The 23545-nt window shown below is 71.3% G+C and carries 20 protein-coding genes; 13 read left to right on the top strand and 7 right to left on the bottom strand.

Annotated features, from left to right (window positions below):
• Window positions 1-74 precede the first annotated feature (74 nt).
• The 3 genes from ACFYON_RS18230 to ACFYON_RS18220 form a co-directional block, all read right to left on the bottom strand.
• The gene (locus ACFYON_RS18230; protein WP_354866509.1) at window positions 75-572 is read right to left on the bottom strand and encodes a DUF2690 domain-containing protein; all 498 of its coding nucleotides are present in this window, start codon (window positions 570-572) and stop codon (window positions 75-77) included.
• A 164-nt stretch (window positions 573-736) separates the two neighbouring features.
• On the bottom strand, window positions 737-3577 hold the full coding sequence (locus ACFYON_RS18225) for a transglycosylase domain-containing protein (RefSeq protein WP_387320949.1): 2841 nt from the start codon (window positions 3575-3577) through the stop codon (window positions 737-739).
• A 194-nt stretch (window positions 3578-3771) separates the two neighbouring features.
• Window positions 3772-4209: a DUF5318 domain-containing protein gene (locus tag ACFYON_RS18220; RefSeq protein WP_354866505.1), complete on the bottom strand. Its 438-nt coding sequence runs from the start codon at window positions 4207-4209 to the stop codon at window positions 3772-3774.
• Between the two features lie 174 nt (window positions 4210-4383).
• Here ACFYON_RS18220 and ACFYON_RS18215 point away from each other — a divergent pair, with 174 nt between their 5' ends.
• Complete coding sequence (locus tag ACFYON_RS18215) at window positions 4384-5022, top strand: PadR family transcriptional regulator (protein ID WP_354866503.1); 639 nt, start codon at window positions 4384-4386, stop codon at window positions 5020-5022.
• Window positions 5023-5045: 23 nt separating this feature from the next.
• Window positions 5046-6125: an inositol-3-phosphate synthase gene (locus ACFYON_RS18210; RefSeq protein WP_013289364.1), complete on the top strand. Its 1080-nt coding sequence runs from the start codon at window positions 5046-5048 to the stop codon at window positions 6123-6125.
• Between the two features lie 66 nt (window positions 6126-6191).
• Here the strand turns inward: ACFYON_RS18210 and ACFYON_RS18205 are convergent, their stop codons facing one another.
• A complete protein-coding gene (locus tag ACFYON_RS18205; RefSeq protein ID WP_354866501.1) occupies window positions 6192-6671 on the bottom strand; it encodes a methylated-DNA--[protein]-cysteine S-methyltransferase in 480 nt (159 codons plus the stop codon).
• Between the two features lie 81 nt (window positions 6672-6752).
• Between ACFYON_RS18205 and ACFYON_RS18200 the strand changes: the two genes are divergently transcribed.
• The gene (locus ACFYON_RS18200) at window positions 6753-7295 is read left to right on the top strand and encodes a hypothetical protein (protein ID WP_354866499.1); all 543 of its coding nucleotides are present in this window, start codon (window positions 6753-6755) and stop codon (window positions 7293-7295) included.
• Window positions 7296-7320: 25 nt separating this feature from the next.
• Window positions 7321-8829, top strand: coding sequence for an SPFH domain-containing protein (locus ACFYON_RS18195; protein ID WP_354866497.1), 1509 nt, complete (start codon window positions 7321-7323; stop codon window positions 8827-8829).
• Window positions 8830-8883: 54 nt separating this feature from the next.
• Here the strand turns inward: ACFYON_RS18195 and ACFYON_RS18190 are convergent, their stop codons facing one another.
• Window positions 8884-10344 carry a CCA tRNA nucleotidyltransferase gene (locus ACFYON_RS18190; RefSeq protein ID WP_354866495.1) on the bottom strand — a complete coding sequence of 487 codons (1461 nt, stop codon included), beginning with the start codon at window positions 10342-10344 and terminating at the stop codon, window positions 8884-8886.
• Window positions 10345-10476: 132 nt separating this feature from the next.
• Between ACFYON_RS18190 and murJ the strand changes: the two genes are divergently transcribed.
• The 7 genes from murJ to ACFYON_RS18155 all read left to right on the top strand — a co-directional run bounded on the left by murJ (window position 10477) and on the right by ACFYON_RS18155 (window position 18737).
• Window positions 10477-12219 carry a murein biosynthesis integral membrane protein MurJ gene (gene murJ, locus ACFYON_RS18185; RefSeq protein ID WP_355093995.1) on the top strand — a complete coding sequence of 581 codons (1743 nt, stop codon included), beginning with the start codon at window positions 10477-10479 and terminating at the stop codon, window positions 12217-12219.
• A 410-nt stretch (window positions 12220-12629) separates the two neighbouring features.
• Complete coding sequence (locus tag ACFYON_RS18180; protein ID WP_354866491.1) at window positions 12630-14234, top strand: protein kinase family protein; 1605 nt, start codon at window positions 12630-12632, stop codon at window positions 14232-14234.
• Between the two features lie 43 nt (window positions 14235-14277).
• Window positions 14278-14982 carry an RNA polymerase sigma factor SigM gene (sigM, locus tag ACFYON_RS18175; protein ID WP_355093993.1) on the top strand — a complete coding sequence of 235 codons (705 nt, stop codon included), beginning with the start codon at window positions 14278-14280 and terminating at the stop codon, window positions 14980-14982.
• On the top strand, window positions 14979-15920 hold the full coding sequence (locus ACFYON_RS18170; RefSeq protein WP_387320947.1) for a hypothetical protein: 942 nt from the start codon (window positions 14979-14981) through the stop codon (window positions 15918-15920). Before sigM ends, ACFYON_RS18170 begins: the two co-directional genes overlap by 4 nt.
• Before the next feature lie 176 nt (window positions 15921-16096).
• Window positions 16097-17050, top strand: a complete 954-nt coding sequence (gene trxB / locus ACFYON_RS18165) for a thioredoxin-disulfide reductase (RefSeq protein ID WP_354866486.1) — start codon at window positions 16097-16099, stop codon at window positions 17048-17050.
• Window positions 17051-17088: 38 nt separating this feature from the next.
• The gene (gene trxA, locus ACFYON_RS18160) at window positions 17089-17412 is read left to right on the top strand and encodes a thioredoxin (RefSeq protein ID WP_030499495.1); all 324 of its coding nucleotides are present in this window, start codon (window positions 17089-17091) and stop codon (window positions 17410-17412) included.
• A gap of 164 nt (window positions 17413-17576) precedes the next feature.
• Window positions 17577-18737, top strand: a complete 1161-nt coding sequence (locus ACFYON_RS18155; RefSeq protein WP_354866483.1) for an N-acetylmuramoyl-L-alanine amidase — start codon at window positions 17577-17579, stop codon at window positions 18735-18737.
• A gap of 8 nt (window positions 18738-18745) precedes the next feature.
• On the opposite strand, the gene ACFYON_RS18150 is transcribed toward ACFYON_RS18155, so the two are convergent.
• Entirely contained in the window at window positions 18746-19411 is a 666-nt protein-coding gene (locus ACFYON_RS18150; RefSeq protein ID WP_354866481.1) for a GNAT family N-acetyltransferase, read from the bottom strand.
• Between the two features lie 279 nt (window positions 19412-19690).
• Here ACFYON_RS18150 and ACFYON_RS18145 point away from each other — a divergent pair, with 279 nt between their 5' ends.
• Together ACFYON_RS18145 and ACFYON_RS18140 are read left to right on the top strand one after the other, a co-directional pair.
• Window positions 19691-21004, top strand: coding sequence for a PLP-dependent aminotransferase family protein (locus tag ACFYON_RS18145; RefSeq protein ID WP_354866479.1), 1314 nt, complete (start codon window positions 19691-19693; stop codon window positions 21002-21004).
• 7 nt (window positions 21005-21011) lie between these two features.
• Window positions 21012-22007, top strand: a complete 996-nt coding sequence (locus ACFYON_RS18140) for a D-alanine--D-alanine ligase (RefSeq protein ID WP_354866477.1) — start codon at window positions 21012-21014, stop codon at window positions 22005-22007.
• Between the two features lie 2 nt (window positions 22008-22009).
• Here ACFYON_RS18140 and ACFYON_RS18135 read toward each other — a convergent pair whose 3' ends face one another.
• Window positions 22010-22891 carry a hypothetical protein gene (locus ACFYON_RS18135; RefSeq protein WP_357708177.1) on the bottom strand — a complete coding sequence of 294 codons (882 nt, stop codon included), beginning with the start codon at window positions 22889-22891 and terminating at the stop codon, window positions 22010-22012.
• Window positions 22892-23545 lie beyond the last annotated feature (654 nt).

Below are 23545 nucleotides of genomic sequence, written 5' to 3'. Positions count from 1 at the left end.
GCCGCCGTCGTCCCGTCCGATCGCGGTTTCCCGACCGCAGCCCGGTACGGCAGCGGGCGGCGTCGAATCCAGGATCAGTACTTGGCGGTGCAGTTGCGGACGTGCCGGGTCGTCATCGTCTCGTCGTCGTAGTAATACCAGCACGCCTGCGCGGTCATGCCCTTGTCGTTCACCATGAACGACCAGTCGCCCGAGGTCCCGTTGTCGTAGTACGTCTTGCGCAAGCTGCCGTCGGCCGCGTAGCTGCGGATCAGGACCCCGGTCAGGTAACCCCCGCCGCCGGTCCATCGTGCCCACGCCGTGCGGCACCAGGGGCTGTACCGCAGTTCGACGTCGGTGGAGGTCGCCACCGTCCTCCCGTCCTGGTAGCAGTAGCCGGCCTGACCGACGACCGCCACATAGGTCTGCGGGTCCTTGCCGTCACAGGAACTGCCGCAGCCGGTGGTGGCCGCGGAGGCGGCACCGGGAGCCACCATCGTCCCGGTGACCACGGCGGCGGCGACGACCGCGCCGAGGCGCGTGAAGGCCCGCCCCGAGGTGCCGACCGGATTCCGTCGCGTTCTGCTCAGCATCTGCATCTTCTCGCCCGTCCGCTCGGCTCGTATCGAATGAGCAGATCCTGGCGAGGATGGCCACGGCGACGTCACCGTGCGGTCATCACCGGCGCGGCCCACCGTGGAGACGGCGGCGGCCGGACCCACTCAGGGATCCGGCCGCCGCCGTCAGGTGGTACGCGTCAGTTCTGTCGTGTCGGTGGTGTGCTCGGTAGCAACCCGCCACCGCCACCGCCACCGCCGGGACGTCCACCGCCACCGGGGAGCCCGCCACCGGGGTTGTTGCCACCGCCGGGATTGCCGCCCTGGTTGCCGCCGCCGGGCGTGCCTCCGGGGCAGAACAGGCCCAGTGGGTCACAGTTCTGGCCGGGCTGGCCGGGCTCGTTCGTCGGCGGAGGCGGCGGAGCCTCGCCGTTACCGGCGTCGTCCTTGCCGATGTTCGCCGGCGGCGGGAAGTCCTCCTTGTCCTGGCCCTTCAGCGCGTCGTTCATGAAGCGCTGGAAGATGGCGCCCGGCATTCGGGAACCGGTGATGCTCTTACCCTGGTCGTCCTTGATCGCCTTGCGGGCGCCCTTGTTGCCGATCCAGACCGCTGTGGCGAGCTGCGGGGTGTAACCGATCATCCAGGCGTCACCGTTGTCGGCAGTGCCGTTACCGAGTTCCCAGGTACCGGTCTTCTCCGCCACCTTGCGCCCGTCGTCCAGCCGGCGGCTCACCTGGGCCGGGTACTTCTCCAGCACGGCGGTCACGTCCGCGACGACCTCCGGGCGGATGCGCTGCTCCGGCTTCAGCTTCTCGCCGCCGAGCGTGTCCCACTTGCCGGTGGCCGGGTTCTGCTTCTGGACCTTGTAGACGAAGTGCGCCTTGTTGTAGCGCCCCTTGTTGGCGAAGGTGGCGATGCCGTTGGCGTGGTCCAGCACGGTGATCGGGTACTTGCCGAAGCCGACGTTGTAGTAGAACGGCTCCGGGGCGACGTCGGCCGCCTTCACCTTGGTGAGGTCGTACGCCTTCGCCGGACTGGTGTCCGTCCGCCACATGGTGGTGACGCCGGCCCGCCTGGCCATGTCGACCACCTTGTCCGGGCCGATCTTCTCGGCGACGTGCCAGAACGGCACGTTCAGCGAGAGCAGCGTCGACCTCTCCAGGGTGCAGGAGTCGCCGCAGTCCGGATTGTCGTTACCGGCGTTGCTGATCTTGTCCTTGAAGCCTTCCGGCTTGAAGGCCTTACCCTTCCAGCGGGACTTGATCGAGATGTCGTTGTCCAGCGCCGCCGCCAACGTGTAGATCTTGAAACTCGAACCCGGCGAGTGGCCACCGGCCAGCACACCGTTGTCGATGTTCTTGCCGGCGTAGTCGAAGTCGGTGCCGTTGTCACCGCCGTAGTACGCCCGTACGCCGCCGGTCTTCGGGTCGATCGCGACCACGGCGGACATCAGGTGCTTCGGCTGCCCGGAGAGCTCCGAGCCCTTGGTCGCCGCCCGGGCCGCCTCGAGCGCCGCCTTCTGCGCCTTGGTGTCGATGGTAGTGGTGATCTTGTAGCCGCCTCGGCTCAGCGCCTTCGCGCAGAGCGGCCGGTCCTGGGTCGCCTCGGCCTCGTTGTCCGTGCAGAGCTTCATCTCGCGCAGTTCCTGCGAGACGTAGTTGACGATGTTGCCGTACGGGGTGTCGATGCCGAAGCTGCCGCCGTTGTTCTTCTTCGGCGGCGCGATCTTCTTCGGGTACTCGGTGGGGTGCTGCGGCGTGTTCGGCGCATCAAGCCACTTCTCCGTGATCATGCCGTTGATCACGTAGTTCCACCGGTCCAGCGCGTCCTGCGGGTTGATCGCCGGATCGTAGCCCCTGTGGGTCGCGCTCGGCTCCGGCTGCTTGATCACCGCGGCGAGCACCGCCGCCTCGGCCACCGTGAGGCTCTTGACGTCCTTGTCGAAGTAGGTCCGCGCCGCCGCCTGGATGCCGTACGCGCCACGCCCGAAGTAGATCACGTTCAGGTAGTGCTGCATGATCACGCGCTTGTCGTACTTGTCGTTCAGCTTGGAGGCGAGGACCGCCTCCTTCACCTTGCGACCGTACGTGTCCTGGTTCAGGTTCTCGAACGCGTTGCGCGCGTACTGCTGGGTGATGGTCGAGGCACCCTGCTTGTCACCGCCGGTGAGGTTGTTCCACGCGGCCCGGGTGATGCCCTTGTAGTCCACACCGGAGTGCCGGTAGAAGTTCCGGTCCTCAGCGGCCGCGACCGCGTGCTGGACGTGCTCCGGGATCTGGTCGATGGTGACGAGCTGGCGGTTCTGGTCGCCGATCTTGGCGATGGCGGTCTTGCCGGTGCGCTCGTAGATGGTGGTGGACAACGGCGGGATGGTGTCCTCGGGGAGCACCACCTTGGTGGAGTACCAGGTGAAGGTCACCACACCCATGCCGGCGAGCATGATGAACACGGCGAAGCCGGCGATCAGGATGTTGATCCGGCGGCGCTTCTTGGCGCGCGCCGGGTCCTCACCGCGGCCACCCCGGCCGGGGCCGGTCGGGCCGCCGGGGCCACCGGGACCGCCGCCGGCAGGGCCGGGCACCCGGGCGCGGCCACCGACCGCCGCCGCGCCGACTGTCGCCCGAGCGCCCACGCTCGCCCGCCCGCCGACGCCGGCCGCGCCGACGCCGGCCGCGCCGACGCTCGCCGCGCCCACCGAGGCACGCCCGGCCGGAGCGGCCGGGGAGACCGGCACGGACGCCCGGCCGGCGCCCGCACGTCCGGTGGCACCGGGTGCCGGCGACACCGGCACCGAGGCGCGGCCCGCACCGGCCCGGCCGACCGAGGCCGACCCGGACGCTCCGCGTGGCGCCGGAGCGGCGGGACCGACCGAGGCCCGGCCGCCCGCACCGTACGGTGTCACGGAGGCACGCGCCGAGGCGCCGCCGTCCGCCGCGCCGGACCAACCGTTCCCGCCCCGGCTCCCTTCGGAACCGGGGTCGCCGTTCGGGCCCGGGATCTGGGCCCGCGCACGCGAAGAACTGGAATCGCCGTAGTTCATTCCTCACACCCTGCCGGTCGCGGTGGGACGCGGGGGCGCCGCCACCGGGTTGCCGTGAGCTGGAACACGGGACGCTACCCGCCGGTGGTGCCGGCGCACGCCCGTCAAATCCGATCTATTCGGACCAGTTGCGCTCAAAGGCTGTCGTTCGTGCCACCCGGGGAATGGGCCGGCAGTGATCGGGACAGCCGTGTTCACCGTTGCGCCTCTCGCCTTCGCCGAGGGGTGGAGCCGTCGGCCGCGACCGCTTCGTCCGCGTCCTCCGCCAGACCGTCCCAGCCGAGCAGGAACTGCTCGACGAGATGGTTCCAGTCGCAGCCGGGGCAGACCTCCACCACGAACACCTGGAACTCACGCAGCGTCATGGCCAGGACGGGCAACTCAGCCCGGGTACGCGCCTGGCCGGCCGACTGCTTGAGCTCGTCACCGTAAATGTAGTGGACGTGGATCAGGTTCTCGCTGCGGCAGATCGGGCAGCGGTGGTCGGTCGGCTCGCCGTGGAAACGAGCAGCGTTCTTCAGGTACGGCGAGGCGTCGCAGACGTCGTACGTGCCGATCCGCCCGGCGAGCAGTTCACGCAGCACAGCCCGCTTCTGAAGCGAGTAGTCGACTACCTGGCGCTGCGTACGCATGCGGCAAAGGGTACGCGCTCCGGCGAACCCAGGCGACCATGGTCACGAGGCGTGACGAACGCGTCGCGTAAGCAGAGGGTTTGCCCCGACCCCACCTCTCCGCTAACGTGCGATGTATCGGTCCGATACATCGCGGTGGTCAGTGCTCCGCGCAGGGGAAAGAGGGGATGGCTCGTGCTCGAGTTCGCCATCCTCGGCCTCCTGCAGGAGGCGCCGATGCACGGCTACGAGCTGCGCAAGGAGCTGACCGCCAAACTCGGTGCCATCCGGGCGGCGATCAGCTACGGCTCGCTCTATCCGACGCTGCGCCGGCTCCAGGCGGCCGGATGGATCACCGAAGCCGCGGAGGCACCCGCGACCGCCGAGGAGGTTCCCGCGCTGACCAGCCGGCGCGGTCGGGTGGTCTACACCATTACCGCGGAGGGCAAGGAACGCTTCGCCCAGCTCATAGCGCAGGCTGGACCCGAGACGTACGACGACACGGGCTTCGGCGTGCACTTCGCGTTCTTCGCCCGGACCGACCAGGCCACCCGGCTCCGGATCCTGGAAGGTCGTCGCCGCAAGATCGAGGAACGTCGCGAAGGTCTTCGTGACGTGCTCGGCCGGGCAGCCGAGCGACTCGACGCGTACACCCTGGAACTGCAACGCCACGGGCTCGACGCCTGTGAGCGCGAGGTCCGCTGGCTGGAGGAGCTCATCGCCAACGAGCGCTCCGGCCGGGCCCCCGCCGACCCGCGACGCGGGACGGCCGGTGGCCGAGGAGACAACGACAGCCCGCCCACGCCTGGAACGTCCAGGACAGAGCGGCCGTGATGAAGAAGAAGGAGGCAGACGCTATGGGCTCCGTCCGCGTCGCCATCGTCGGTGTGGGTAACTGCGCCTCGTCCCTCGTACAGGGCGTGGAGTACTACCGGAACGCCGACCCGAACGACCGCGTCCCGGGTCTCATGCACGTCACCTTCGGCGACTACCACGTCTCGGACGTGAAGTTCGTCGCGGCGTTCGACGTGGACGCCAAGAAGGTGGGCATGGACCTCGCGGAGGCGATCGTCGCCAGCGAGAACAACACGATCAAGCTCTGCGACGTGCCGCCGACCGGCGTCACCGTGCAGCGCGGCCCGACCTTCGACGGTCTCGGCCAGTACTACCGCGAGATCGTCGAGGAGTCGGACGCCAAGCCGGTCGACGTGGCGCAGGCGCTGCGCGACGCCCAGGTCGACGTGGTCGTCTCCTACCTCCCGGTGGGTTCCGAGGAGGCCGACAAGTTCTACGCCCAGGCCGCGATCGACGCCGGCTGCGCGTTCGTGAACGCCCTGCCGGTGTTCATCGCCTCCGACCCGGAGTGGGCGAAGAAGTTCACCGACGCCGGCCTGCCGATCGTCGGCGACGACATCAAGAGCCAGGTCGGCGCCACCATCGTGCACCGCGCCCTGGCGAAGCTCTTCGAGGACCGCGGGGTCGAGCTGCTGCGCACGTACCAGCTCAACTTCGGCGGCAACATGGACTTCATGAACATGCTGGAGCGCAACCGCCTGGTCTCGAAGAAGATCTCGAAGACCCAGTCGGTCACCTCCCAGATCCCGCACGAGATGAGCAAGAGCGACGTGCACATCGGCCCGTCCGACCACGTGCCGTGGCTGGACGACCGCAAGTGGGCGTACATCCGCCTGGAGGGCCGTTCCTTCGGCGACACCCCGCTCAACGCGGAGCTGAAGCTCGAGGTGTGGGACTCGCCGAACTCGGCCGGTGTCATCATCGACGCCGTCCGGGCCGCGAAGATCGCGCTGGACCGCAAGATCGGCGGCCCGATCCTCTCCGCCTCCTCGTACTTCATGAAGTCCCCGCCGGAGCAGTACGCCGACCACGACGCGCACGCCGCCGTCGAGGCGTTCATCGCCGGCGAGATCGAGCGCTGACGCGCCGCACGAGCACACGAAGAAGGCCGGGTCCGTCGGACCCGGCCTTCTTTCTCTTCGCGTACGTCAGGACCAGGCTCGCCGCAGCGCCACGGACGCCTCCAACTCCAGCAGCGTCACCTTGCGCGGCAGTCCCCCGCCGAAGCCGACGAGCTTGCCGCCCGCGCCGACGATCCGGTGGCACGGCACGATCACCGGCACCGGGTTGCGGTTGCAGGCGACCCCGACCGCCCGGGCGGCTCCGGGGTCGCCGAGCGCCTTCGCCACCTCGCCGTAGGTGGTCGTCTCGCCGTACGGGATGCGGGTCATCTCCCGCCAGACGGCGCGTTCGAACTCCGAGCCCCGGGGTGCCGACACGGGAATGCCGAACTCGGTCAGCTCACCGGCGAAGTACGCCCGCAGCTCCGCCACCGCCAGCCGGGCCACCGCGTCGCCGGGCTCGTCGGCCGCCCCCGCCGCCCGGCCGAAGTGCGCGCCGCGCACCGCGTCGTCGTCGGTGCCGACGGAGAACTCCCCGATCGGCGAGTCGAGCACGGTCCAGCGCATGCCGCCCATTGTCGCGCGTACGCCGACATTCTCGGCGACCGGCTCTCTGAGGCCGGGCTGGACGACCGCTGAGCGAAGTCGATGTTGCGCGGAGTCGATACCGTGCAGGTCATGGCCACCGGGACGCTCATCTTCCTGATCATCGGCGGGATCGGGGTCGGCGTGCTGACCCTCGCCCTGCTCGGCTCGGGAGTACTCCACCTCGGCCAGCCGGACGTCGACGGCCCGGTCTCGCTGGAGGCGGTCGCCGGGTTCACCGGGGCGTTCGGTTTCGGCGGCGCGATCGTCAACGAGTTGCTCGGAGGCCGTACCCCCGGAATGATCGCGGCGGCGGCGGCCGGCGGCGCGCTGGCCGCCGTGCCCACCGCGTGGCTGGCGGCCCGGCTGAGCCGCGCGGCCCGCAACATGCGCACCGACGCCACCCCTACCCGCGACCACCTGGCCGGCGCGATCGGCCTGGTGGTCACCCCGATCCCCGGCGACGGTTACGGCGAGGTCCGGGTACACCTCGCCGGACAGCCGGTGAAGCTCAACGCCCGCGCCGCCCGGCCGATCCCGGTCGGCGCCCGGATCTTCGTGGTCGAAGCACTGAGCGAGACCAGCGTGCACGTCGAGACCTACTGACACCAAACCACAGACAGGAACCCCCATGCCCCTGCTCGTCGCCATCGGCGGCGCGGTCCTCCTCGCCGTCGTCCTCGTCCTGTTCGTGCTCTCCCGGATCAAGGTGGCCGGGCCGAACCAAGCGTTCATCGTCACCGGCCGCAAGGGCCGGACCACCCAGACCGCCGACGGGGCCCGGTCCACCGACATGTCCGGTCAGAAGGTCGTGCTCGGCGCCTCGGTCTTCGTGCTCCCGGTGGTGCAGAAGCTCCAGTCGCTCGACCTGTCCAGCCGCCGGATCGACGTCAGCATCCGCGGCGCGGTGAGCAAGCAGGGCATCCGGACCGAACTGCACGGCGTCGCCATCGTCAAGGTCGGCGGCACCGAGAACGCGATCCGGGCCGCCGCCCAGCGCTTCCTGAACCAGCAGGAGGAGATCGACAACTTCACCCGGGAGGTGCTGGCCGGCGCGCTGCGTTCCATCGTCGGCCGGCTCACCGTCGAGGAGATCATCCGGGACCGGGCGGCGTTCGCCAGTGCGGTCGCCGAGGAGGCCGAGCACTCGATGACCAACCAGGGCCTGGTCCTGGACACGTTCCAGCTCCAGGACATCCTGGCCGAGGGGTCCTACCTGCAGGACCTGGGCCGGCCGGAGGCCGCCCGGGTGCTCAAGGACGCGGCCATCGCCGAGGCGCGGGCCCGGCAGCAGGCCGAGCAGGAGCGGCTGCTCGCCGAGGAGGCGATCGCCGAGGCGAACCGGAACCTGTCGCTCAAGCAGGCCGGCATCCAGGCCGAGATCGACGCGGCGAAGGCCAGGTCGGCGGCGTCCGGCCCGCTCGCCCAGGCCGAGCGGGACCAGGCCATCCTCTCCGAGCAGCAGAAGGTGGCCGAGCGCAACGCCGAGCTGAAGCAGCGCCAGCTCGACACCGAGGTGCGCAAGCCGGCCGACGCGGCCCGGTACAAGGTCGAGCAGGAGGCCGAGGCGGCTCGCAACGCGGCGGTGCTCAACGCCGACGCGCAGCGGCAGGCCACCATCGCCGCCGCGCAGGCCTCCGCCGAGCAGGCGCGCCTCACCGGTGAGGGCGAGCGGGCCCGCCGCGCCGCGCTGGCCGAGGCGAACGCGATCGAGGGCGCCAAGGAGGGCGAGGCCGAGCAGCGTCGTCGTTCCGCCATCGCCGAGGCGGTCGAGCGGGAGGGCCAGGCCGAGGCGGCGGCCATCCTCGCAAAGGGTCAGGCCGAGGCCGACGCGATGGCCCGCAAGGCCGAGGCGTTCGCCGCGTACGGCGAGGCGGCGGTGCTGGACCTGCTGGTCAAGGTGCTGCCCGAGGTGGTCGGCGCGGCGAGCGCCCCGATCGGCGCGATCGACAAGATGACAGTGATCTCCACCGACGGCGCGTCGTCGCTGACCAAGTCCGTGGCCGGCAACGTCGCCCAGGGCCTCCAGCTCGGCACCGACCTGACCGGCATCGACCTGGCCGGGCTGCTGGCACGGCTGGGCAGCAACGCGCAGCCCAACGGCAAGAACACGGTGGACGGCAGCACCGTCACCCAGTGACGACGGCGACGCCCGCCGGTTCCCCTCGGGAGCCGGCGGGCGTCGTACTGTGGTTCAACCGGTGATGCCCTCGTCGCGCGCCCAGCGCAGCAGCTCCGCCTCGGCCTCGTCGCGGTCCAGCGGGCCGCGCTCCAGACGCAGCTCCTTGAGGTGCTGCCAGGCGCGGCCGACCACCGGCCCAGGCGGTACGCCGAGCAGCTCCATGATCGCGTTGCCGTCCAGGTCGGGCCGGACCCGGGCCAGGTCCTCCTCGGCGGCGAGCCGGGCGATCCGCTCCTCCAGCGCGTCGTAGTCGGCGGCGAGCTGGGCGGCCTTGCGCCGGTTGCGGGTGGTGCAATCGGACCGGGTCAGCTTGTGCAGCCGCGGCAGCAGGTCACCGGCGTCGGTGACGTACCGGCGCACCGCCGAGTCGGTCCACTCGCCCCGGCCGTACCCGTAGAAGCGCAGGTGCAGCCCGACCAGCTTGACCACCTGGGAGGTGATCTCCTTGGAGTAGCGCATCGCCTTCATGCGGCTCTTGGTCAGGCGGGCGCCGACCACCTCGTGGTGGTGGAAGCTGACCCGGCCGTCCGCGCCGACCGCCTTGGTGGCCGGCTTGCCGACGTCGTGCATCAGCGCGGCCATCCGCAGCACGAAGTCGCAGCCGTCGGACTCCAGCGACACGGCGTTGCTGACCACTGTGAGCGTGTGCTCGTAGACGTCCTTGTGCTGCGCGTGCTCGTCGATGGTGAGCTTCAGGCCGGTCAGCTCGGGCAGGAAGCGCTCGGCCAGCCCGGTGTCGACGAGCAGGCGCAGCCCGGTGATCGGGTCGGCGCCGCAGAGCAGCTTGGTGAACTCGTCCCTGATCCGCTCGGCGGTGATCCGGTCCAGGTCGCCGACCATCTCGGTCATGGCCGCGCGGACGTCCGGGTCGACGGCGAAGCGGAGCTGGGCGACGAACCGGGCCGCGCGCAGCATCCGCAGGGGGTCGTCGCGGAACGACTCCTGGGGCGTACCGGGGGTACGAATGATCTTGGCAGCCAGGTCGGCCAGCCCGCCGTACGGGTCGGTGAACCGGTGGTCGGGAAGGCTGACCGCCATCGCGTTGACGGTGAAGTCGCGGCGCTTGAGGTCTTCGGTGAGGCTGGTGCCGTACTGCACCACCGGGTTGCGGCTGACCTGGTCGTAGACCTCCGCCCGGAACGTGGTGATCTCCAGGTTGAGGCCGTCGCGCTGGCAGGCGATGGTGCCGAACTCGCGGCCGGTCTCCCAGATCGACTCCGCCCAGCCGCGGATGACCTTGATCGTCTCGTCCGGGTGGGCGTCGGTGCAGAAGTCGAGGTCGTTGCCGAGCCGGCCGAGCAGCGCGTCGCGGACGGATCCGCCCACCAGGTGCAGTTCGTGACCGGCCTGGGCGAAGCGCCGGCCCAGCTCGTCGGCGACCGGTGAGACTCGGAGCAGTTCGGCGACGGCGTTGCGCTGCGCGGCGGTCAGCTCGCGGCGGTCGGCGGCGTGGGAGGCGGAGGCTTCGGACATGGGATCGCCAGCCTATCGGGCCGGGGGCGGATCGACCGCGCCGGGCGCGGGTAACGGGCTCGGGTTGACTAAGGTTCCGGTTGGGCGGGGCCGGCCGGGCCCGGTTGCCACGTACCCCCTGGAGGCTGGCAGATGAGCGGCGGGCTCTACCGCAGCGCGAACGCGCACGGCGGCGGCCTGCCGCCGGACGACGGCGCCACCTTCATCTCGGCCGATCCGCTGAACCAGCCCGGCGCCGAGGCCGTCGCGCCCCCACAGGAGGTGGTCGCCGAGACCAGCGCCGCGGCGAACAGCGCGGTGATGGCGATCGGCAGCCTGGTCAGCCGGGGTACCGGCTTCATCCGCAACCTGATGATCGGCGCGGCGCTGGGCGGCGCGCTGGTCGGCGACGCCTTCACCACAGCCATCTTCCTGCCGAACCAGGTCTACGAGTTCCTGCTCGGCGGCGTGCTCACCAGCGTGCTGATCCCGGTTCTGGTCCGGCGGCGCAAGTCGGACCCGGACCGGGGCGAGGCGTACTCCCAGCGGCTGCTCACGCTGGCCGTGCTGGCCCTCGCCGCCGTCGCGCTGATCGCGATGATCGGCGCGCCGGTGCTGACCGCCATCTACGCGGGCGGCAAGGACGAGAACTATCGGAACCTCGTCACCGGCCTGTCGTACCTGATGCTGCCGATGCTGTTCTTCACCGGCGTGAGCGCGCTCATCGCCGCGGTGCTGAACACGCGCGGGCACTTCGCCGCCCCGATGTGGGCGCCGATCCTGAACAACCTCGTGGTGATCGGCGTCTGCGGGCTCTACATCGCGGTCTTCGGCGCCAAGATCATCGAGCCCGACGAGATGGGCTGGGACCGGATCCTGCTCATCGGCGGCGGCACGCTGCTCGGCGTCGCGGTCCAGACCGCCGGCCTGCTGCCCGCGCTGCGCAAGGTCGGCTTCCGGTGGAAGTGGCGGTTCGACTTCCGCGCCCTCGGCCTGAGCGAGCTGGCCCGGCTCGGCGGCTGGATGTTCTGCTACGTCGGGGTCAACCAGCTCGGCCTCTTCGTGGTGGTCAACCTGCTCACCCGAGCGGCCGGCGGCGACAACGCCGGCCTGCTGATCTACAACAACGTCTTCCTGTTGCTGATGATGGCGCACGGCATCATCGCGGTCTCGATCATCACCGCGCTGATGCCCCGGATGAGCGCTGCCGCCGCCGAGAACCGGTTCGGCGACGTCACCGCCGACCTGTCCCGCGGCACCCGGATGGTCAGCGCGGTGCTCGCACCCATCGCGGTCTGCTACGCGGTGCTGGCCGCCCCGATCTCGGTGGTGGTCTTCCGGTACGGCGCGTTCACCGGCGACAACGCGGTGGCCACCTCGACAGTGCTGCTGGTGGCGGCGCTCGGTCTGGTGCCGTTCGCGGTCAGCCAGCTCTTCACCTTCGCGTTCTACGCGCTGCCGGACACCCGTACCCCGGCTCTGGTCAACATCCCGGTGGTGATCCTGCGCGTCCTGCTCCAGGTGGGTCTGTTCCTGCTCTTCTCGAACACGTTCGCCGCGGCCGGGATGATGCTCGGCAACGCCGTGTCGTACCTGGCGGCGGCGATCATCTCGGCGATGCTGCTGCGGCCCCGGGTGGGCCGGATCGGGCTGGGCGGGATCGTGCGGACGCTCGGCCGGGTGGTAGTGGCAGCCCTCGGCGCGGCGGTCGTCGGCCTGCTCGTGGTGGCGGTGCTCCCCGGCGACCCGGAGAACCTGAGCTGGCTCGCCGCCGCGGCCCAGTTGGTGATCGGCGGCGCGGCGATCGGCGCGACCTACCTCGGACTCGCCATGGTGCTGCGGATCGGCGAGATCACCGAGGTGGTCGGGATGGTCCGGCGACGCCTCGGGCGTTGACGCCATCGGTGACCGACGGTGAACGAGGATCACCAGCCTGGGGATACGGCTGTGGATAACTCGGAATTCCCCCGTCCACTGGGCCTCTCGGCCTGTGGACAACCAACCGTACGGACGAGGGAGCGCAGGCCGGGGCGGGGGAAACCACTCCACCGCCGCACCGGTACGCCCCTGTGCCACCTCGTTGCCGTCAACCTCTAGATTGGCGGTGCGTGTCCGGCTCGCCCGCCGGGTGGGCGGGTGACCCGGCCGGGGCCAGTGGCGACTGGCCTTCCGGCCGGTCACAGCGGGAAGATGACATGTCGGAGAACCGGGCATCCCGGGTAAGGTCGCTCTCGACGGGTACGACCGGGATCGACGCGGGTGTCGAGACCGTCGGCCGTTCCACCGAAGGCAGAGCGGGAAGCCACATGCCCAGCAGCACGGGTCCATCGATCGACGCGATCACCGAGGGAGGACGGGTGACCCAGGTCGGCGAGGGTCAGGAAGCGGAGGAGACCACTCCTGCGAACGTGACCCTCGGTGCTCCCACGGTCGGTGAGCTGCTCGCCGAGCGGTACGAGCTGGTCGAGCACGTCAACAACGACAGCGCGGGCCGGCTGGTCTGGCGTGGTGTCGACGTGGTGCTGCGCCGTCCGGTCGCCGTGGTCCTCCGCTACCCGGGTGGCGACTCCGCCACCGAGATGCTTCAGGCCGCGGTCGCCGCGAGCCGCGTCATCCACCCCAACCTGGTCGGCGTCTACGACGCGATCGACGAGGACGACCGGGCCTACGTGGTCCGCGAGTGGGTCGACGGGCAGTCGCTGCGCGAGCTGGTCGCCGCCGACGGGCCGCTTGATCCGGCGCGGGCCACCGCGATCGGCAACGCCGTCGCCAGCGCCCTCGCCGCCGTGCACGCCACCGGCATGGTGCACGGCAACCTGCACCCCGGCACCGTGATGATCAGCGACGAGGGCCGGGTGGTGCTCGCCGACGCCCGTACCGACGGTGCGGACAGCCAGGAGAACGACCTGCGCGCGGTCGGCGGGGTGCTCTACTTCGCCCTGACCGGGCACTGGCCGCACGGTGAGGCCCCGCTGCACGGCGCCACCGCCGGGCACGGCCGCGCCGCCCTGCCGGACGCCGTCCGGGACGCCGGTGGCGCCATCGCCGCGCCCCGGCAGATGCGCGCCGGAGTGCCGGCCTACCTCGACGACCTGACCATGGACCTGCTCGACCCGGAGATCGCCCCGCCGTCGTCGGACGTGCTGGCCGCCGAGCTGAGCCGGCTCGACATCCCGGCCGACGAGCAGTTCCTGGAGCAGGCCGGCCCGCTGCGCTTCACCGCCGAGCCCGGCGAGGAGCCTTCCCCGCTGGCCGCGGCCGGCGGTCGCAAGGTCGCCATCGGCATCGCCGGTCTGCTGGCGGTGGCCCTGGTCGGGCTGCTCATCGGCATCAACGCGCTCGGTGGTGGCGACGACGGCGACAAGGAGCCGGTCGCCCAGCCGTCGAACAGCGCGCCGGCCACCGGCGGGGCCGAGCCCGCCGCGCAGGTCCGCAAGCTCACCATCGACGACGTACGGATCATCGATCCGGACGGCGACCGCGCCGAGGTGCGCAACGCCGAGAAGGTGATCGACGGTAACGACGACGAGGGCTGGGAGACAAACACCTACCGGACGAACGCCAAGTTCGGCGGGCTCAAGAAGGGCATGGGTGTCTGGATCGACCTGGGCGCCCCACACTCGGTCAAGCAGTTGGAGGCCACGCTCTCGGCCACCGGCGCCACGGTCGAACTGCGCGCCGGCACCCGCGGCGACTTCCCGTCCAGCTCCTCCGGCGACAAGCAGCTCGTCAACGCCTACTCGACGCTGATCGGTCCGCCGAACGAGGACGGCGGCACCAAGATGATCTTCAACGCCTTCGAGCCGGACCAGAAGTACCAGTACCTGCTGTTCTGGATCACCAAGCTGCCGGCGAAGGACAGCGGCAACTGGAAGCTCGGCGTCCAGGAGATCGTGGTCCAGGGCTCGTGACCCGGCCGCCGTCCCCGCCGCGCCACCTCCACCGGATGTGGTGATGGCGGAACGCGACGGCCTGCGGCCCGGCCGCACCGACCTGGAACTCCTGCGGGCGCACGTGGCCGGCGACCGGGACGCCTTCACCGAACTGTTCCAGCGGCACCGGGACCGGCTCTGGGCGGTCGCGCTGCGGACGATCGGCGACCGGGAGGAGGCCGCCGACGCCCTCCAGGACGCCATGCTGTCGGCGCACCGCGCGGCGGCCCGGTTCCGGGGCGACTCGGCGGTCACCACCTGGATGCACCGCATCGTGGTGAACGCCTGCCTGGACCGGATCCGGCGCCGGCAGACACACGCCACCGTCCCACTGCCCGACGGGGTGCACACCGACGGCGAGCCGGGCCGGCACACCGGCGGTCCGGAACCGGCCGCGCCGGCCCGCGACCACGACACCGCGCTCGTGGTCCGGCAGGCGCTCGCCGCACTGCCCGCGGAACAGCGGGCCGCGTTGGTCCTGGTCGACGTGCAGGGCTACCCGGTGGCCGAGGCCGCCGCCGTGCTCGGCGTCGCCGAGGGAACGGTCAAGAGCCGGTGCGCCAGGGGCCGGGCACGTCTCGCCGTGCTGCTCGGACACCTGCGGACCGGCACCGACGCCCCGGCCGGCGACGTGCCGCCGCTCACTCCCGGGAACCGTCGGCGTCCCGAGGGCGTCGGATCCTCGTCGGGAGCGTCCCGTCAGGCCGTCAGCCAGGAGGAGCCGTGACTTCCCGGGAGTTCAGCGAGGTCGACCACGACCTGCTCGCCGACTACCTCGGCGGTGCGCTGGACGGCACCCCCGAGCAGGCCACCGTGGCGCGGCTGGTCGAGCAGGACCCGGCCTGGCGTGCCGCGTACGAGAATCTCGCCGACGCGGTCGAGCTGGTCGGCGCCGACCTGGCCGGCTGGGCCGCGTCCTCCCCGCCGGAGATGCCACAGGCGGTGGCCGACCGGATCACGGCGGCGCTCGCCGGGGCAGGCCCGGCGCTGCGCGACGGTACGCCGCTCGTGCCGGCGCAGTCCGGCGGCCCGAGCCGGCCACCCGGCACGGCATCCCGTACCGACCGGCCCGGCGGCCCCGGCCGTCGCCCTCGGCGCTGGGCCCGCATCGCCGGGCCGGTGGCCCTGGCCGCGGCGTCGGTCGCCGCGGTGGGGCTCGGTGTCGGCCGGCTGGCGGACCCGGGCGACGGCGGTACGGCCGACCAGGCAGCCCGGGAGGCGGCGCCGATGGCCGCCGCGCCGTACCGGACCACCGGACCGGCCCTGCGCAGCGACACCGACTGGACACCGGAACGCCTCGCCGTCGACCGGATGCCCGCCCTAGCGAAGTCGATGCCGGCGGACATGGCCGGGCCGTCCGGCGCGGCGAAGGACGGCGCGGAGACGCCCCTGTACACCGAGAAGTACCGCGTCGGCGCCCTCGGCGGGCTGGACCGGCTGACCCGGCCGGAGACGCTCGCCGCGTGCCTCACCGCGATCGGTGCCGAGCACGCCGCCGGGCCGCTCACCGTGAACATGGTCGACTACGCCCGGTTCCAGGGCGCTCCGGCGCTCGTGGTGACGTTCGCGGACTCGACCGGCGCCCGCTGGGGCTGGGCGAGCGGGCCGGAGTGCGGCGTACCCGGGTCCGGCGCGGACACGCGCTTCCGTACGCGGGTAGGGTGAAAACGCGGTCATCACGCATGTCCCGCCACGTGACCTGACCCACCGGATGACCGGCTCGGGAATCCCCGCTTCGTACGATGACGTTCTGCAAGTCAGGCGCCGGCGCCGCTGAGCCGTCGGCACTCGGGATCGACATCGGTGCGGCCGGTGACGAACACACACATCGGGAGACGGCAGTGGACGAGGTCCGCAACCTGATCATCATCGGCTCCGGTCCGGCCGGCTACACGGCGGCGGTCTACGCCGCCCGCGCCAACCTGAAGCCGCTGGTGATCGAGGGCGTGCAGTCGGGTGGCGCGCTGATGACCACCACCGAGGTGGAGAACTTCCCCGGTTTCGCGGACGGCATCCTCGGCCCCGAGCTGATGGACAACATGCGCAAGCAGGCCGAGCGTTTCGGCGCCGAGTTCCTCACCGACGACGTGACCCGCGTCGAGCTGAAGGACACCGGCGAGATCGGCTCCGACACGGTGAGCACCGTGTGGGTGGGCGAGACCGCGTACCGCGCCCGCGCCGTGATCCTCTCCACCGGCTCGGCCTGGCGTCCGCTGGGCGTGCCGGGCGAGCAGGAATACCTGGGCCACGGCGTGTCGTCCTGCGCCACCTGTGACGGCTTCTTCTTCCGCAACCAGCACATCGTGGTGGTCGGCGGCGGCGACTCGGCGATGGAGGAGGCCAGCTTCCTCACCCGGTTCGCCGAGTCGGTGACCATCATCCACCGCCGCGACTCGTTCCGCGCCAGCAAGATCATGGCCGATCGGGCGCTGGGCAACGAGAAGATCAAGGTCGAGTGGAACTCCGTGGTCGAGGAGATCCTCGGCGACGACGGCAAGGTCAACGGCGTACGGGTGCGCAACGTGCACACCGGCGAGAGCAAGGTGCTCGACGTCACGGGCGTCTTCGTGGCGATCGGTCACGACCCCCGCAGCGAGCTGTTCCGCGGTCAGGTGGAGCTCGACGACGAGGGGTACGTGAAGGTCGAGGCACCGAGCACCCGTACCAGCGTGCCCGGCGTGTTCGCGGCGGGTGACGTGGTCGACCACACCTACCGGCAGGCCATCACGGCGGCCGGCACCGGCTGCGCCGCCGCGCTGGACGCCGAGCGCTTCATCGCCACCATCCAGGGCTGAGAGTTCGACGAGCAAGGTTCGGAGGAGGAGAGTTCATAGTGGGAGCAACCAAGGCGGTCACTGACGCGAGTTTCGTCAGCGACGTGCTGCAGTCCGACAAGCCGGTCCTGGTCGACTTCTGGGCGGAGTGGTGCGGCCCGTGCCGCAAGGTCTCGCCGCTGCTGGAGGAGATCGCCGGCGAAATGAAGGACCAGGTCACCATCGTCAAGCTGAACATCGACGAGAACCCGGAGACGGCCCGCGCCTACCGGGTGATGTCGGTGCCGACGCTGACGATCTTCAAGAACGGCCAGCCCGTCCAGTCGATCGCCGGCGCCAAGCCGAAGGGCGAGTTGCTCAAGCTCATCGAGTCGGCGCTCTGAGCCGTACCGACAGCGCCGGAACCCCCGTCACCCAGCCCGGGTGACGGGGGTTCCCGCTTTCCTGACCTGCATGAACACGAACCCGCTGGGTACCGGTCACGGTACGCTCCGTAAGCATCCGTCGGAGTTCCGGTCCTGCCAAAGTCCGTGCATAGGGGGTCGTCGTGCATCCGATCCGACCCGGTGACCAGGGACCGGCGGTGGCCGAGATCCGTACCGTGCTCGTCGGCCTGGAGCTTCTTCCCGCCGACAGCGGGGGCGACGACTACGACGCCGAGACCGAACGCGCGGTCCGGGCGTTCCAGCAGTCCCGCGGCCTCAGCGTCGACGGGCGCGTCGGTGCCGAGACCTGGCGGGCGCTGGACGCGGCCCGCTGGCGGTTCGGCGCCCGCGCGCTCTTCCACGCCGTACCCGAGCCGATCACCGGCGAGGACGTCCGCTCGCTCCAGGAACGCCTGCTGGAGATGGGGTACGACGTGGGACGCGCCGACGCCATCTACGGCATCCGAACCTCCCGCGCGGTGGCCCAGTTCCAGCGGGAGATGGGGCTGAAACCGGACGGCTCGTGCGGGCCGCACACCGTCAACGCGCTGCGCCGCCTCGGCCGGAAGGTGGTCGGCGGACGCCCGCAGTGGCTGCGCGAGTCCGACGCCATCCGGCAGGCCGGACCGGAACTCGTCGGGCGGACCGTGGTGATCGACCCGGGGCACGGGGGCACCGATCCGGGCGTGGTGGTGCCCGACGGCACGCTGCGCTGGACCGAGGCGGACCTCGTCCACGACCTCGCCAGCCGGCTGGAAGGGCGGCTCGCCGCCGCGGGCGTACGCGTGCAGCTCACCCGGGGCCCGTCGCCGGACGACTGCCTGCCGGACGCGGACCGGGCCGAGCTCGCCAACTCCCTCGGCGCCGACGTGTTCGTCTCGCTGCACACCGACGGGCACGCCAACCCGGAGGCCGAGGGGGTGGCCACCTACCACTACGGCACCGACAACGGCGTCACGTCGGCGACCGGCGAACGCCTGGCCGGGCTCGTGCAGCGGGAGATCGTGGCCCGCACCGGGCTGCGCGACTGCCGTACCCACGCCAAGGCGTGGGAGCTGCTCCGGCTCACCCGGATGCCCGCGGTACGTGTCGAGGTCGGCTACCTCACCTCACCTGACGACCGGGCGCGGCTCGTCGACCCGCGATTCCGGGACCGGGTGGTCGAGGCCATCGTGGCCGGCGTGCAGCGCATGTACCTGCCGATCGAACGGGACGTGCCGACCGGCTCGATCGACGTGAGCGAACTGCGGGCGATCGTCGCCGCCGGCAACGTGGTCGACTGACCCGCGGCTCAGCCGGTGGAGCGGGTGGCGGGCGCCGGGCGGACCGGCCGCAGCAGCGTCTCCGGGCTCATCGAGCCGAGCAGCTTCTCCAGCGCGTACTCGACGTCCGACTTCCAGCTCAGCGCCGTTCGCAACTCCAGCCGCAGGCGGGGGTAACGCGGGTGCGGCCGGACCGTCTTGAAGCCCACCGAGAGGAAGAAGTCGGCGGGCGCCACGCAGGCTCGGGCCGGGTCGTCCGCGTCGTCGCCGAACTTCGCGTCGCCGAACGCCTCGATCGCCTTGATGCCGCGCTTGGTCAGGTCGCGGGCCACACCCTGCACCAGCATCCGGCCCAGGCCGCCGTCGGCGAAGGCGGGCACCACGTGCGCCGTCATCAGCAGCGCCGCGTCCGCCGAGACCGGCGAGGTGGGAAACGCCATCGAGCGCGGGACGTACGCGGGCGGGGCGTACATGACGAAACCGGCCGGCATGCCGTCGACGTAGATGAGCTTGCCGCAGGAGCCCCACTCCAGCAGCGTCTGGGAGACCCACGCCTCCTTCTCCAGGCCCGGGTCGCCCGCGGCGCAGGCCCGCTCGGCGGAGACCGGATCCAGCTCCCAGTAGACGCACTGCCGGCAGGATCGAGGCAGGTCCTCCAGCGTGTCGAGGGTCAGGCTGACCAGACGTCGCGACATGAGCGCACCCCACCACTAGGCTCGGAGCGCCGGTGACCCCGCGCCCTCCTGCTCCCGACGAGCGATCGTACGCGTCTGTCCGGCGATACGGGAGGGAACGCGCGAACGCCCGCCCGGACCGGCGGGGGCGGGTCCGGGATGTGGACGTGTCCACACGGCCGGTGCCGCCGCCGTCACCGGGGACTACGATCGACAAACGGCCCCCGCCGCCAATGGATGTCGGCATCGCGGGTACCACACCGGGCGGCAGCCCCGCCGACACCCGATCGAGGTGATGTCATGACCGGCACGACGCTCGACGACTACACCGACCGGTACGCCCGGCGCGTCCGCGGGATGACCGCCTCGGAGATCCGGGCGCTCTTCGCGGTGGCCAGTCGGCCGGAGGTCGTCTCGCTCGCCGGTGGGGCACCCTACATCGCGGCGCTGCCGCTGGACGCAGTCGGCGAGATGCTCGGCCGGCTCGGCTCCGACCACGGCGCCACCACCCTCCAGTACGGCATCGGCCAGGGCACTCTCGAGCTGCGCGAGCGGATCTGCGAGGTGATGTCGCTGTCCGGGATCGACGCCTCCTGCGGCGCCTCACCGGAGGACGTGGTGGTCACGGTCGGCGGCCAGCAGGCCCTCGACCTGGTGGCTCGCCTCTTCCTGGATCCGGGTGACGTGGTGCTCGCCGAGGGCCCGACGTACGTCGGCGCGCTCGGGGTGTTCCAGGCCGCCCAGGCCCAGGTGGCCCACGTGCCGATGGACGACGAAGGACTCATCCCGGAGGCGCTGGAGGTGGCCATCGCCGACCTGGCGCGCGCCGGCCGGCGGGTGAAGTTCCTCTACACGATCCCCACCTACCAGAACCCCGCCGGCGTGACGCTGAGCGAGGAGCGGCGCGAACGGGTGCTCGACATCTGCGAGCGCGCCGGACTGCTCGTGGTGGAGGACGACCCGTACGGTCAGCTCGGTTTCGAGGGTGAGGCGCCCGCACCGCTGCGCGCCCGGCGCCGCGACGGCGTCTTCTACCTGAGCACGTTCTCCAAGACGTTCGCGCCGGGCCTGCGGGTGGGCTGGATCCTGGCGCCGCACGCGGTCCGCGACAAGCTGGTCATCGCCAGCGAGGCACAGATCCTCTGCCCGAGCGCCTACGCGCAGGCGGCCGTCTCGACGTACCTCGGCACCATGCCCTGGCGGCAGCAGCTCAAGGTCTACCGCGAGGTCTACCGCGAGCGCCGGGACGCGTTGCTCGACGCGATGGCCGACCTGATGCCCGAGGGCACCACGTGGACCAGGCCGCAAGGCGGCCTGTTCGTCTGGGCGACGCTGCCCGGCGGCCTCGACTCCAAGGCGATGATGCCGCGGGCCGTTGCCGCCCGCGTCGCGTACGTGCCGGGGACCGGCTTCTACGCCGACGGCACCGGCACCGGCAACATGCGGCTCAACTTCTCCTTCCCGACGCCGGAGCGGATCCGCGAGGGCGTTCGCCGGCTCGCCGGGGTGATGGAGCAGGAGATCGCCATGCGCAGGGTCTTCGGCGCGGTCGGCGGTGCCGGACCTCGCCGTCGCCAGGGCGGCTCGGACGCGCCCGGCCCCGACTTGGCATGATGCCCGCATGTCTGACAGCACCGCCGCACCCTCTCCCGTGACCGGATCCTCCGTCGACGAGTTGCACGTGCTCGTGCTCGCGGGTGGCCTCTCCTACGAGCGGGACGTCTCGCTGCGCTCCGGTCGCCGGGTCCTCGACGCGCTGCGCGCGGTGGGCGTACAGGCGGAACTCCGCGACGCCGACGTGACGCTGCTGCCCGCCCTGACCGCTGACCCCCCGGACGCGGTGGTGATCGCCCTGCACGGCGCCACCGGCGAGGACGGCTCGCTGCGCGGCGTACTCGACCTCTGGGACGTGCCCTACGTCGGCTGCGACGCCCGCTCGTCCCGGCTCGCCTGGGACAAGCCGTCGGCGAAGGCGGTGCTGCGCGAGGCGGGCATCCCCACGCCCGACTGGGTGGCGCTGCCGCACGACCGCTTCTCCGAGCTGGGCGCGGTGGCCGTCCTGGACCGGATCGTCGAGCGCCTCGGGCTGCCGCTGATGGTCAAGCCCGCGCAGGGCGGTTCGGGACTGGGCGCCGCCGTGGTCCGGGAGGCGGCGTCGCTGCCGGCCGCGATGGTGGGTTGTTTCGCGTACGACCAGACGGCGCTCGTGGAGCGCTACGTCCCCGGAATGGACGTGGCGGTCTCCGTGCTCGACCTCGGCGAGGGCCCGCAGGCCCTGCCCCCGGTCGAGATCGTGCCGCGCAACGGCGTCTACGACTACGCGGCCCGCTACACCGCCGGGCGTACCACCTGGCACGCGCCCGCCCGGCTCGACGCCGCGACCACCGCCCGGGTGACCGAGGTGGCGCTCGCCGCACACGCCGCGCTCGGCTTGCGCGACCTGTCCCGGGTCGACCTCATCGTCGACGCCGAGGGCGAGCCGCACGTGCTGGAGGTGAACGTCTCGCCGGGCATGACCGAGACGTCGCTCCTGCCGCTGGCGATCCAGGCGGCCGGGCTGGACTTCGGCCGGGTCCTGGGCGCGCTCGTGACCCGGGCCGCCGCCCGCCGCCGCTGACCTCAGCTCTCCGGGGTACGCCCCGCGCCCGGCCGGTCGTCCGGGACGTTCTTCGGCTCGTCCTCGTCGTCGCTGGTTGGATCGCCGCTCGGTGCGCTGTTTGATGCGCTGTCCGGCGCGCTGGCCGGCGCCGGGCCGGCCTGCGGCACCGGGCCGGGCTCCGAGGGGTCCGTCGAGGGGTCTGAGAGGTCCGCTACCGCGTCGGACTCCGGGATCTCGTCCGCAGCCTCGATGACCGACACGGACTCCTCCTCGATCTCCTCAGGGGTGTTCGCCGGGGAGGTCGCGGAGAGAGTCGACGGCGCCTGCCAGTGGATGCGCGGCGGCTCGGCCAGCGGACGGCCGCCGAACTCGGCGAGCCACGCGGCAACCATGGCGAGGTTCTCCCGCCACTGCTCCTCGGAGATCGGGGGCAGGATCGAGTCCCACAGCGACAGGAACGTGCCCCGCAGTTGCAGCCGCCCGTACGGCCGGGCCAGGAACCACAGGTGCAGGTGCGCCGACCCGTCGCCCCACCGGTTCACGTGAACCCGAGCCACCCCGTCGAGCGAGCGCACGGCCCGCTCCAGGCGCACTGTCATCACGCCAAGCTCGGCGGCGAGCAGGTTCGGCAGATCGCCCAGATCCAGGTGGGAGCGGGATTCCAGGATCAGGACCATCGGCAGGCCGGTGGGCCGGTCCATGGCGCGGACGCGCCACCGCTCACCGACCCAGATGTACGCCTCGTCGGGCGCGTTGCAGGCGGTGCACTCCCGGTCCGCCTCGCCACGGCGGGGAGGTTCGAACGGTACGGGGTCGTCGAGCTGCTTGACGCGGAGATCGCCCTCGAAGGGGAAGGACGGCCACTGGGTGAAGTCGGGAACTGAGGGAGGGGTGTCCGGCACGACGCTGACCCTAACCGAGTTGGCGACGCCTGTCCCTACCCGTTCCACTGACCGCACACAGGTTGTCCACCGCGTTGTCCACAGGCTGGCGAGATCACCAGCACAGCGCGTCATGCACTGCTCAGTAAGGGTTTCATCGCTCCGTTTCACGTGAAACGGAGCGAGCCTGTGGACAACCGCTGTGGATAACCCTGGGTGGATCCCGGGCCCGTTCATCAAACGATCCAGCGACGGATCGGCACCGGCGGTGGTGGCTTCTGGTATTCGTTTCACGTGAAACGGCCCGGGCGTCGTGGTCGCTGCTCTGCTCCGCGGCCGGCGTTAGCACCGCGCCTCGCTCTGTCTCAGATGGCCGCTTTTCTGGCCGGCGGCAAGTCATGGCACGGCGACGGCTGAAGCTGTCCGAGTGCGAGCTGCTGCTGTCGATCGGTCATGGGTCAGGGGTCTAGCCGACGACCGACCGACAGCGCGTCCTCGGTTGGATCGGGCGGCTTCGCCGCACCCGATGTCGGAGTTGCTGTTTCACGTGAAACGGCCGTCCTCGTCAGTCACCACACCGGAGCGCAAGAGTTGCGGGCTGGATGTGGTTCGGTAGCGGGAGGCCTCATCGCCGGAGCCTTCGACTGCCTCGGTCTGAACCAAGGGTGTCGGTCC

It is taken from the genome of Micromonospora sp. NPDC005686 (assembly GCF_042871665.1).
In the GTDB taxonomy this organism is placed as follows: Bacteria; Actinomycetota; Actinomycetes; order Mycobacteriales; family Micromonosporaceae; genus Micromonospora.
Note: the sequence above shows the minus strand (reverse complement) of the source record. Positions and strands in the feature narration are given on the sequence as shown.